This is a genomic window from Flavobacterium sp. PLA-1-15, assembly GCF_049060005.1.
Lineage (GTDB): Bacteria > Bacteroidota > Bacteroidia > Flavobacteriales > Flavobacteriaceae > Flavobacterium.
Window position 1 is genome coordinate 1 of the sequence record NZ_JBMGQS010000020.1, and the last position, 11987, is coordinate 11987.

At 38.8% G+C, this 11987-nt stretch carries 8 protein-coding genes and 1 tRNA gene; 4 read left to right on the forward strand and 5 right to left on the reverse strand.

Going from position 1 to position 11987, the window contains the following annotated elements:
* Positions 1 to 793, reverse strand: a 793-nt coding sequence (gene map / locus ACI6PS_RS11650; protein ID WP_421012744.1) for a type I methionyl aminopeptidase, incomplete at its 3' end; no start/stop codon positions are given.
* A 138-nt stretch (positions 794 to 931) separates the two neighbouring features.
* Between map and ACI6PS_RS11655 the strand changes: the two genes are divergently transcribed.
* Positions 932 to 2209 carry an acetyl-CoA hydrolase/transferase family protein gene (locus ACI6PS_RS11655; RefSeq protein ID WP_421012745.1) on the forward strand — a complete coding sequence of 426 codons (1278 nt, stop codon included), beginning with the start codon at positions 932 to 934 and terminating at the stop codon, positions 2207 to 2209.
* Between the two features lie 53 nt (positions 2210 to 2262).
* Positions 2263 to 2535 (forward strand): hypothetical protein, encoded by a 273-nt coding sequence (locus ACI6PS_RS11660; RefSeq protein WP_421012746.1) that lies wholly within the window; start codon positions 2263 to 2265, stop codon positions 2533 to 2535.
* A 71-nt stretch (positions 2536 to 2606) separates the two neighbouring features.
* On the opposite strand, the gene ACI6PS_RS11665 is transcribed toward ACI6PS_RS11660, so the two are convergent.
* The 3 genes from ACI6PS_RS11665 to ACI6PS_RS11675 form a co-directional block, all read right to left on the reverse strand.
* Positions 2607 to 5672 (reverse strand): T9SS type B sorting domain-containing protein, encoded by a 3066-nt coding sequence (locus tag ACI6PS_RS11665; protein ID WP_421012747.1) that lies wholly within the window; start codon positions 5670 to 5672, stop codon positions 2607 to 2609.
* Between the two features lie 162 nt (positions 5673 to 5834).
* Complete coding sequence (gpmI, locus tag ACI6PS_RS11670; protein ID WP_421012748.1) at positions 5835 to 7352, reverse strand: 2,3-bisphosphoglycerate-independent phosphoglycerate mutase; 1518 nt, start codon at positions 7350 to 7352, stop codon at positions 5835 to 5837.
* A 104-nt stretch (positions 7353 to 7456) separates the two neighbouring features.
* Positions 7457 to 9859, reverse strand: a complete 2403-nt coding sequence (locus ACI6PS_RS11675) for a DUF5916 domain-containing protein (protein ID WP_421012749.1) — start codon at positions 9857 to 9859, stop codon at positions 7457 to 7459.
* Between the two features lie 198 nt (positions 9860 to 10057).
* Between ACI6PS_RS11675 and ACI6PS_RS11680 the strand changes: the two genes are divergently transcribed.
* Both ACI6PS_RS11680 and ACI6PS_RS11685 read left to right on the forward strand, forming a co-directional pair.
* Positions 10058 to 10765, forward strand: a complete 708-nt coding sequence (locus ACI6PS_RS11680) for a murein L,D-transpeptidase catalytic domain family protein (protein WP_421012750.1) — start codon at positions 10058 to 10060, stop codon at positions 10763 to 10765.
* A gap of 335 nt (positions 10766 to 11100) precedes the next feature.
* Positions 11101 to 11173 (forward strand) — tRNA-Gly (locus tag ACI6PS_RS11685).
* A gap of 45 nt (positions 11174 to 11218) precedes the next feature.
* Here ACI6PS_RS11685 and pepE read toward each other — a convergent pair.
* Complete coding sequence (pepE, locus tag ACI6PS_RS11690; protein WP_421012751.1) at positions 11219 to 11929, reverse strand: dipeptidase PepE; 711 nt, start codon at positions 11927 to 11929, stop codon at positions 11219 to 11221.
* Positions 11930 to 11987 lie beyond the last annotated feature (58 nt).

Below are 11987 nucleotides of genomic sequence, written 5' to 3' on the forward strand. Positions count from 1 at the left end.
ACTCATCCTCCTCATTCGAAGTGATTCCCAAAGCTTGGTAGATGTAAGCATAAGTAGAAAGCAATTCAGGTTTTCCGTCTACCAAGGCCACATCGTGTTCGAAATGCGCACTAGGCTTTTTATCAGCCGTTACAATCGTCCAGCCGTCTTTTAGGGTTTTGATGTTGCGGGTTCCCATGTTGATCATCGGTTCGATGGCGATTACCATTCCTTCCACAAACATTTTTCCTCTACCGCGTTTTCCGTAATTTGGAACTTCTGGATCTTCGTGCATCTTTCTGCCCAAGCCGTGTCCGACCAATTCTCGAACTACGCCATATCCTTGTGCTTCGGTGTAGGTCTGGATGGCATTTCCGATATCTTCCACACGGTTTCCGGCTTTGAATTGACGGATTCCAACGTATAGGGATTCTTTTGTAACCTGCAATAACTTCTTAGTTTCGGGAGCTACTTCGCCAATCTCAAAGGTGTAGGCATGATCTCCGTAGAAATCATTCTTTAATGCACCACAATCTACCGAAACGATGTCACCCTCTTCAATCGGGCGGTTGGTTGGCAAGCCGTGTACCACTTGTTCGTTTACACTCGTCAAAAGTGTAGATGGGCATCCGTATAATCCCAGGAATCCCGGTACGGCATTATGATCGCGGATAAATGCTTCCGCCATTTTATCTAGTTGTAGCGTCGTAATTCCAGGTTTGATTTCTGACGCAATCATTCCCAGTGTTTTAGAAACCAATAGGGCACTTTCGCGCATCAACTCTATTTCTTCTCTTGTTTTTTGGATTATCATATCTGAAAATTTAACTTCGTTCAGTTCTCCGCCGCGGCGGATCGTGTCTGTCTGCAAAAGTAAGTATTTATTTGTAATATGAGATTTGTCATTTTTTGGCTGGATTTTCTGCCCTAACTTTGAGTAAAATTAAAAGGTATGAGTAAATATGTTTCTGCCCAAGAAGCGGTTAAGATTGTAAAATCGAGTGATAGAGTATATGTTCAGGCGGCTGCGGCCACGCCAACAGTATTGACAAAAGCATTGGCCGAAAGGGCATCAGAATTAAGAGATGTGGAGATTTGCCACTTGCACACGGAGGGTGAGGCTCCCTATGCGAATCCCGAACTTGCAGAGAGTTTCCATGTAAATTCCTTTTTTATTGGGAAGAATGTGCGCCATACGCTTCAAGCGGGAAATGGTTCCTATACGCCGGTATTTTTGAGCGAATTACCGCATCTGTTTAGAAAAAAAGTTTTAAAGATTGACGTCGCGTTTATACACGTTTCCATGCCAGATAAGCACGGCTATTGTTCGCTTGGTGTTTCGGTTGAAGCTACGGTTGCCGCTATTGAAAATGCACAGTATGTCATCGCGCAGGTCAATCCGAGGATGCCAAGGACTTTTGGCGACGGCATTATCCATGTTTCGGAAATCAATTATTTGGTGGAAGTAGACGAGCCAATTCACAGTCATGAGATGGCCTTAATTTCGCCAGAAGAAGACCGCATCGGAACCTATATTGCATCGCTGATTGAAGACGAAAGCACGTTGCAGATGGGAATCGGTTCTATCCCGAATGCGGCCTTGACCAAACTGGTGAATCATAAAAATTTGGGTTTGCATACCGAAATGTTCTCGGACGGTGTGGTCGATTTAATTGAAAACGATGTCATCAATTGCAACTACAAAGGTGTTGTGAGAGGCCGTGCGTTGGCTACTTTTTTGATTGGTTCGCAACGCTTGTATGATTTTGTGAACGACAATCCATTTGTGGAAATGCGCGAATCATCGTTTGTAAACGATACGGCGGTTATCCGAAGAAATCCAAAAATGATTGCGATCAATTCGGCAATTGAGGTCGATATTACCGGACAGGTGTGTGCCGATTCTATCGGTGCAAGGATGTATTCGGGAGTGGGTGGCCAGATGGATTTTATACGAGGTGCCTCGTTGAGTGCGGGTGGAAAAGCGATTATTGCACTGCCGTCGATTACGAAAAGAGGCGAGAGCAGGATTGTACCCTTCCTTCGTCAAGGGGCAGGAGTGGTTACTACGCGTTCGCACGTTCAGTACATCATTACTGAAAACGGTATTGCCGATTTGTACGGAAAGACGCTGAAGCAAAGGATGAAGGAGATGGTGAAAATTGCGCATCCATTGCATCAGGAAAACATCGAAAGGCAGTTTTTTGAAGTGAAAAATACAGCTGTATAGATTTTAGCGTTTTTGATGTAATTTCAACCAAACCTATACAGCTGTATCTAATATTGTGTTTTTGGGCAGATTTATATAAAACTGTTACAACTGTACAAGGCATAAAAGCACTTGCTTTAGAGGGTTGTACAGTTGTACAAGTGTCATTTACACTTGTTTTTAAGGGTTGTACAGTTGTACAAGGCACAAAAGCACTTGCTTTAGAGGGTTGTGCAGTTGTACAAGTGGCATTTACACTTGTTTTTAAGGGTTGTACAGTTGTACAAGGTATAAAAGCACTTGCTTTAGAGGGTTGTACAGCTGTACAACGTTCTATAAATATTTAGAAAAAATTAAACTGTTCCAAATATGATAAACCTAAAAAAGACCCCGGATGTTTGTCCGGGGTCTTTTGGTATTATCTTTTTAAAGAGAAATGGTTCATGTATTCTCCTGTTATGCCATTTTTGGAATAAATTACCTTGAACCAGTAATCATCAGACGGAAGCTGACGGCCTTCATAGGTTCCGTCCCATCCAGATTCATTATTGGTAAGGTCTTTTATCAACCTTCCTGCGCGGTCAAATATGTATACCTTTAAAGCATCTACGCCAATGCGTCCGCCGATGTTCCAATAATCATTGTAGCCGTCACCGTTTGGCGTAAAGAATTTTGGATAATCGGTGATTACGACAGATGTACTTATTTCGCCACAGCCAAACTTGTTCCGAACGCTGAGGATATAAATTCCTTCTGAAACATTGGTAAAAACATTAGATTGTTGCCATCCTTCGTTATTAAGCATGTATTCAAAATCAGCGGATTGAGGCGTTGCAATGGCGGTGATGGTATTGTCAATTCCAAATGCAACCAATTGAGAAGGTTCTCCTTTTATAGAAAATGGTATCAAGGTATTTTCAATAGTAAAATTGGCAACAGTCGAACAAAGGGCACTGTTTGTAATGTTTGTTATTTTCACTGAATACTCTCCTGCAAAAGGTGTTGTAAAAATTCTTTCGTTTCCATTGATGATTCGGTTTGCATCAATTGCATCAAATCCGTTGTAGTAACTGAAAGCATATTCTGAATCTGGAAGGCCGGCGTCTACAAAGGCCTGATTGATCACATTTCCGTCAATATCGATACAAATCTTGTAGGAAGTATCTTTTAATAAATTTTCAGGATACGGACGTACAAAGAGCTCTTGTTCATAGATCCTATGGCAGGCAATTCCTGTTTGGCTGTCAAAATTCACAGTGCTGTTCAAACGGATGTATATTTTTTGGTAATCAATTATAGTATTCGTAAATGCCTCTGGCGTATTAATGGTGTTGCTGTTATTTGCTTCTGCGTCACTCAAATTGATGTAATATTTAAAAGCAACTTCATTTAGCGGTGTTGTTCCTCTTAAGATAGGTTCTCTTTCTGTTATATCAAAATCATGAAATCCTGTTGTGTCACATTCTTCAAGCAATCTAGGAGTTGTATTGATCCCTGGTGTCTGAATGACATTTATTGCCATAGTCGTTTCGGCATTACAGTTATTTCCGGTAGGGTCAGTAACCTTTATAAATAGGGTCTTCGAAACGGAAGTGTAAGCTTCAGGATCCGGAATTGCATTATCAGCAAGGAGGTCGGCTTGGGTGGCATAAAAAGCAACTACATAATTAGCGTTGTTGCCAGTGATTTCTGCAATTTTTGAATTTAAATTGAAGATGGTTGAGGCGCCATCGCCACAGGCAGCAAGCGGACTAGGATTGGTTATGTTTGGTACAGCGAAAACATTCACCGTAAAATCTACAATTGAAAAACATTGATTAGCAGTGTCTGTTAATCGAACAAAAACGGTTGAATTACCAACGGCAGGATTCAGATTTGAGTTTTTATTTATAGGATTGATATTGTCCCTTGCGTTTTCAAAGGTGCTAAAATAACGCGTCTGAACCGTAGGACTTTGCAAAGCTAAAATCTCAGCATCTTTATTGGCCAAAATCACGTTTTCATCTTCACAAACGACTATAGTTGCAACGGGATTCTGATCGGGACTGTCATAAACTTCAACTTCAAAAGTACCAATACCGGCACAATCATTTCCGGTTTCAATTCGTGTATAAATGATATGGATTCCAGATATGAATTCTGATGCGTTTGTAACTTCATTTTGTTCCAAAGAAGCATCGCTCGTGTTTCTGTAGAAAGCAATTTCAACATTCGTAGTTGGAAAAAAAGTATTTTTTATGATTGCTCTCTGCGTTTCAAAATCTATCGTATTTGAATTGGTGTTCAGTACAGGACAAACCGCAGGGATGTTAGAATATGAAGCTACACTGGTTGGATTTACAGTCAGTTGAATTTCGGCTGTGTTGGATATACAAGGAAATGTCTGACCAGTAATTACGCCTGTAACATAAATCGTCTGGTTAAAAGGGTTTGTATTTGTAAAATCAGCCGGGTCTGGAATTTGTTGTGTCAAAGCGACATCGGTAAAATAGCTTAGTGTAATGCCGGTTGTATTGTTTGTAATCGCATTGCTCAATTCTGTTAAGTTTACTGAAGCCAAACCATCATTATTTGGAGCTATAAAATCGCATTGTTGTAAAGTATGAGGACCTGGAATCAAGGCAGGCTTGTCAAAAAAGTTCAGTTGAATTTCATCGGCACTAACTTCCAATCGACTTGGATTAACAGTTGGATCAGTACTGTCATAAGCCGTAATTTCTACTTTATAGAGACCTGTTTCAGATGCTGTCAAAGTATTTGTACTTGTTGTTGAGTCAGCTATACTTGTTAGTAAAACTCCATCTTTAAACCATTTATAGTTGAATCTTAAATCGGCAGGATTTCCAGGGAAGTTGGCAATATCAATAGTTGCAACAAGGTCCTTAGTGTCAGGTTTGCAATAATTCGGTTGGGTGATCTCGTTACCTGCGTTGTCCAAGATATCCACTGCCGATAGAAAGCTGCAATCTGAACTTCCTGTTCCTCCTGTTTGTGCTATTGTAATTTGACCAGGGACATTATCATAATTGTCTACTAGTAAAATATAAAATTCTCCCTGAACGGCATTGAATATCTGAACATTTTCGATACTATCAGGAGCATAACTGCAATCCACTTCTTTGCCAAGAGTCAATTGGCTACAAATGTTGTTTAAGTCGTTAAAAGGACCCCAGAGTACAAAGTCAACATCGGTTCCAACTCCAGCGTTGTTTACTTGTCCAATCTGTAAAAAGATATTTCCTGATGTTTGAATCTTCATGAAAAACCACGTAGGAGCTTTAAATTGGTCTAAGATGCACGAGGTTGTAAAAGTTTCTCCATTATTGTTGTTGGTAGTGTTTTGAAAAGGGATGCTCGTGGCACAAGATTGATATTGTTGAAAATTGGCCTGCAATTCACTGCAAGAAGAAGCGCCTTCCTGGGCATTGGCAAATTGAATGAGGAACAAAGTAAGGGTAAAAAGAACTTTATGAACTATTTTCATTGAAACGTAATTGTCTAATTAATAGATAATGAGGAGCAAAGGAAGTAAGAAATTTTGAAATAATTTAAATTTATTTCAGATATAAGTGTTAATTATTGTATAAAAACCAATATCCCATTGAATAGAATGAGATATTGGTTGAATGTGATGTAAATGAATATATTACAGTAGAGAATGTCTGTTCATCACTTCAGGTTTTTCTACTCCCATCAAATGCAGAATAGTAGGAGCAATGTCGCCCAAAACCCCATCGTGGATTGTTTTCAATTCTTTGTCCACCAAGATAATCGGAACTGGATTTGTGGTATGGGCCGTATTCGGACTACCATCAGGATTGATAATCGTTTCGCAATTTCCGTGATCGGCAATTACGATGGTAGTATAATTGTGTTCCAATGCAGTTGTAATCACTCTTTCAACACATTTGTCCACCGCTTCACATGCTTTGATGGCGGCTTCCATAACACCTGTGTGGCCAACCATATCTCCGTTTGCAAAGTTCAGGCATACAAAATCAACTTCTTCCTTTTCCAATTCCGGAACCAAGGCGTCGGTCAAATCGAAAGCACTCATTTCAGGTTTCAAATCGTAAGTCGCCACCTTTGGAGAGTTTTTTAAAATACGGCTTTCGCCGATAAAAGGCTCTTCTCTACCGCCAGAAAAGAAAAAAGTCACGTGTGGATATTTCTCCGTTTCGGCAATACGGATTTGTTTTTTGTTATTTTTCTCCAAAACCTCTCCCAAGGTTTCAGTGATGTTGTCCTTGTCGTAGATAACGTGCATCCCCACAAAATTATCATCGTAGTTGGTCATCGTTACATAATACAAATCCAGCTTGTGCATGTTCTGTTCGTGGCAGTCATTTTGCGATAAAACTTCGGTCAGTTGTCTTCCTCTATCCGTTCTAAAATTGAAGAAAATCACCACATCGCCTTCCTTTACTTTTGCGATTGGTTCGTTGTTTTCATCTACCATTACAATCGGTTTCAAAAACTCGTCGGTAATGTCTTGGTTGTAATCATTATGGATACTGTCCAGTGCATTTGTAGAAGGTGTTCCCACGCCGTTTACAATCAAATCGTAGGCAAGTTTTACTCTTTCCCAACGTCTGTCGCGGTCCATTGCATAATATCTTCCTACAACCGAAGCCAATTTTACAGTTGTATCCTTAATGTGATTTTCCAATGAAGAAATAAAGTAAGCGCCCGATTTAGGATCCACATCACGGCCATCCGTAAACGCATGGATGAATACTTTCTCCAAACCGAAATCCTGAGTTGCATCTACCAAACCTTTCAAATGATCGATATGAGAATGCACGCCACCATCGGAAACCAAACCTAGAAAGTGAACATCGTTGTTGTTGTCCTTCGCATATTGAAAAGCATCCACCAACACTTTTTCCTGATTCAAAGTCTTATTTTCCACAGCAAGATTAATCTTTGCCAAATCCTGATAGATGATTCTTCCGGCACCAAGATTCATGTGTCCCACCTCGGAATTTCCCATCTGTCCTTCGGGAAGACCAACATTCAAACCGTCGGTTCTTAGTTGCGCGCTTGGGTATTTTGTATATAGACTGTCAATGAAAGGAGTGTTTGCATTATCAATGGCTGAAACTTTTGGGTCGGGCGATTTTCCCCATCCGTCAAGGATCATAAGGATTACTTTTTTGTTCATTTTGAAATTATTTTACACAAAGATAAAAGATTTCAATGTTAAAAAAGGTTGATGCAGAAATGTATATTGCGATAAATTACGAAAACGGTATAGTGTTTTAAACCTTAGAAAGCATTTTTGATAGAGTTGTAATCTATGAAATATCGGAAGCTTACCGAGAAGATGTTGTTGAGGTTGTTTTCGAATAAATTGCTAAAATTATTGCGAACATCTCTGTTGATATCTCTGCTGAAATTAGAGGCATTGTTTCGATACAAAACCGATAATTGACTACCAGGAGCAAACCACCAGGAGTACGACAAATCCAAATTCCAAGTACTAAAATCAGAATTTCTGTTTTCTGTAAAAGTGGTATTTGGCGTCAGGCTTCCATTTTCTTGCAAATTCAAAAATTGCTTGTTTTCAGCATACGACCAATAATAACGAGCAGATAGATTCACTGTCATGGTTGGGCTAATGGCATATTTTGCACTTGGTTGCAGGGTATATGTTTTTCGGTCCCTTTCGGCAAAAATGATGTCGTTTCCATCAAAAGTAATCCAACCCTTATCACTTTTCTGATTGTAAACATTTCCGGAAAGATTCAATAAAAGTTTGTCGCTTACTCGTAATCTTGGGGCAACCGTAATTCCGTAATTCTCACGGTTTGGTTCATTCGTTATCGTGCTGTATAAATTGATATCCAATGCAAACGGACGGTTGTAGTTGGACGAAAAATAAAGCTCGTTGTAAACATTTTTCGGTAGGTTTACAAATCTTCCGCTCATTCGGGCTTCATAAAAATCGTAGGTTTCAAAAGGATTTATGTACAAGGCATAGCTAATGTAATCGTTCTTTCGAGTATTAGAAGTTACATCGATATTGATTTGGGCCTGCTGCGCTCTTCCAGTTGTGTTGTGAAGCTCTATATAATAATTGGTATTTATTTTAAAGGTGTTAAAGATTCCCGTAGGATTCAAGATCCTGTAGCTCAAATTTCCATAGCCGCCGTGATAATTATTGATGAACAGGATGCCCAAATCATTAGAATCATATTCGTCAGAAACATAATTTGCTCCAGCACTGTAACGCCAATGGCCTCCTTTTTTTGCAAATCCTAAAGTGGTATTGATACCGTTTGTGTCATCCGAATCGCCATATTGGTTGATATAGCTGTATTTGAAATCGCCCGAAAGATTGTATTTGTTGTTTTTAGTATTCAAATCATAAACTAATGCCGAAACATTTGCATCACGATAGAGACCATTTCGGGTTACATTGGTATTGACAAAAGCCACAGATGAGTTTTGATTGAAACGTTGGTCTAAAACAAAAACATTATAATTGGACATCGGTTCCACTTCAATTTCGCGTTTAGTGCCGGAAACTTTGTTTTCAACGGTGGCAAATGTCCGTTCGGTTATGGCATTCAAAACACCAACTCCCAATCCGTTTTTTGTTCTGCCGGAAATCTTTAAAGCATTAATCAGATTCACCGATGTTGGATTTTTCACCTCTTCATCAGGATTATCGCTGTAAGCATAAGTGGATGGGCTTCCGCCGATTCTTCTCGAATACAACAAACCTCCTTTGTTGAAAAGATCAGTTCCTTCGGTAAAAAATGGTCGATTTTCATTGAATTGTTGTTCAAACGGACCAAGGTTCAGTTGCACATTGTCGTAGACGGTTTGCCCGAAATCGGGAACCAAGATCGCATCTAAAGTAAAGGAATCGTTGATGCCGTATTTGATGTCCATTCCGCCCTTAAAGGTATGATTGGAAGTAGTTTCGTTCTTTTCGTAATAATAGGAAGCATACGGAATAAAGAAAAGGCGAACGGGTGGTTTTATGTTTTCAATACCTTCCAAGATTCCCGCCTGAGGCAAGAAGGCACCAATTTTCATGTCAAGCGGACTCCAAGTATATTTTTGGCGATCACGTTTTATTTCTCGGTATAAATTCAAACCCCAAGTTTGCTTGTCTTCTTCAGAAAAACGAAGTGCGGCGTATGGAATCCTCATTTCTACCACCCAGCCAAATTCTGTAATGTTTACGCTACTGCTCCAAATCGCATCCCAGGAATAATCTTCGTTTGCTTCGGTTGCAAGACAATCCATCTGTACTCCCGCCGCACTCACATAAAACCTGAAGTCTTGTTGTCCGTCATTAAAGCCATTGATGTAGATCCCGAAATGATCTGCCGTTCCAAAATTGTCACGCTGGGTCATTTCTTTTAAAATCAAATCGGGTTGGTTGTCGTATAATAATGCGGCAACATAAATTGCTTCATTATCGTATAGTATCCTGACTTCGGTTTTTTTCTCAGTAGCTATCGGAACACCGTTGTCGGGTTCCAACATTACAAAATCAGTAGCAACTTTTGCAGTGTTCCAAATGTTTTCGTCCAGCTCGCCATTTATTGTAATCTTTTCCGATATGGATTTTGCATCAACAGACTTTTTTTGGCTGTAGGATGCGGAAACAATTAATAATGTGAGTGTTAAAAAGACTCGGGAAAGTTGGTGCATAAATTTCAATCTGGGGAGACAAAAATAATAATTTAACCAACGTTAACAGTTTTATAGATAATAAATTTTGAAAAATCTCGTTTTATAAGATATTATGCAAATATTATAAGATTGTTAAAGTCAGTGAGTTATTTTGATTTAATAAATTTTGGTCTAATATTTGCAACCCGTAAAAATTGTATAACCTAAACACATTCAATGATTTACAAAATAGCCCCGATTTTATTATTTCTTTTTACTTCTTTTAGTTCAAACGAAATAAAACCTACAGAGCCTAAATTAATTGCTTCAACTACTAAAACAAGTTTCGCTTCAAAAGCAGAATCTTTGTACAACAATTTAAATTCTAACAATCTCTCATTGCCTAAATTAGGGACTTTTACAAAAGCCTTGGAAGGTTTCTACGATTTGAAAGAAAAAGGAAAAATCAAAAGAGATATTTTGACTTTGATTGATTTCAGTATGTCTTCAAATACAAAAAGACTTTGGATTATCGATTTGACAACCAATACTGTCTTGTATAATTCTTTAGTGGCTCACGGAAGAAATACAGGCGATGAATTTGCAAAATCGTTTTCCAATCAGCCAGAATCGTATAAAAGCAGTTTAGGTTTTTATGCAACTGGCGAAGTATATCAAGGAAAACATGGATTATCGCTTAAATTAGACGGACTTGAAAAAGGTGTGAACGACAAAGCCAGAGCAAGAGCAGTTGTGATCCACGGAGCCGATTATGTAGCAGAATCGTTCATCAAACAAAACAAACGTTTGGGTAGAAGTCTTGGTTGTCCAGCGATTCCAGTTGGAATGACAAAGGAAATCATCAATACAATTAAGGATAAATCATGTCTTTATATCTATCATCCTTCTTCAGACAAAAAGATTTCTATAGGACAGATTTCATAAAGATATTTTTAAAATGATAAAAACGGCACTTATTCTATTTTGAATAAGTGCCGTTTTTCATTTCTCATGCTTCAAATGCACTAAACAGATAGAAAAGAAGTTTGTTTTGATTTTTTTTAGTGACGCTTTAGTCTAGAAAAGATGATTAAAGTTCCTCAATCCGCATTCAGATTGGTGTTTTTGAGAAAAAAAAATAAAAATTTTTCAGCCGATAACTTTTTAATTGTAAATGAATTATGTTCTTAAAGTAAATTTTTGAAGCAAAAAGCAGTAATTTTTTTGAAAAAAAGCTTGCAGGTAAGAAAAAAGTTTGTGTATATTTGCACCGTTGATAAGCGGAAGTAGCTCAGTTGGTAGAGCTCCAGCCTTCCAAGCTGGTTGTCGCGAGTTCGAGCCTCGTCTTCCGCTCAAAAGCCTCTAACATTGTTAGAGGCTTTTTTTATGCTTTATAGTTTAGCGTCCGAGAAAACTCAAATCACTTCCGCTTTCCAATTCTTCTGGAATTTGATTTTGTTTGAAAAGTCGAGCCGTCAAAGTTCCTTTCAAAACGATTTTATCACCTTTTACATCGAGCCAACTTCCTTCTCTCAACCCTAAAACAGGAATGCTGTTGAATTGATGAAACTCCTTAATTCTGGTTTCGCGCGTTTCGCCCATGTGTGTAGAATTCGGTTCTGGATCCAAATAATGCGGGTTCAAATTGAACGGAATCAATCCCAACGTTTGAAAGCTTGGCGGATAAATTATTGGCATGTCGTTCGTGGTTTGCATCGATAGTCCCGTGATGTTGCTTCCGGCACTTGTTCCCAGATACGGGATTCCATTTTTTACGGCATCTGCCAAAACGTTCATCAAATTGAATTTATACAATTGCGACACCAATAAAAACGTATTTCCTCCGCCTGTAAAAATCCCTTCAGCCTGATTGATGGCTTTAACAGGGTTTTCAAATTCGTGTAAGCCTTTTACATCTAGATTGATTTTGGCGAAAGCCTGCTTTACTTTTTCAGTATAAGCATCGTGGGAAATGCCGCCTGGACGGGCAAAAGGAATAAAGATAATTGTTTTGCAATTTTGGAAATGAAGCTTTAATTCGGGTAAAATATATTCCAAATATTCGCCTCCGTGTAGAGTTGAAGTACTGGCAATGATGAGGTTTTTCATAAGGAATTAATAAATAATGGTTAAAGATAAAAATCTTGGAAGTGTTTCTGTAAGGATT

What these genes read in the sequence shown, in the direction of transcription:
- ACI6PS_RS11665 (WP_421012747.1), bottom strand. Translation starts at nt 5,672, where the DNA reads ATGAAAATAGTTCATAAAGTTCTTTTTACCCTTACTTTGTTCCTCATT.
- ACI6PS_RS11675 (WP_421012749.1), bottom strand. Translation starts at nt 9,859, where the DNA reads ATGCACCAACTTTCCCGAGTCTTTTTAACACTCACATTATTAATTGTT.
- ACI6PS_RS11680 (WP_421012750.1), top strand. Translation starts at nt 10,058, where the DNA reads ATGATTTACAAAATAGCCCCGATTTTATTATTTCTTTTTACTTCTTTT.
- ACI6PS_RS11655 (WP_421012745.1), top strand. Translation starts at nt 932, where the DNA reads ATGAGTAAATATGTTTCTGCCCAAGAAGCGGTTAAGATTGTAAAATCG.
- gpmI (WP_421012748.1), bottom strand. Translation starts at nt 7,352, where the DNA reads ATGAACAAAAAAGTAATCCTTATGATCCTTGACGGATGGGGAAAATCG.
- pepE (WP_421012751.1), bottom strand. Translation starts at nt 11,929, where the DNA reads ATGAAAAACCTCATCATTGCCAGTACTTCAACTCTACACGGAGGCGAA.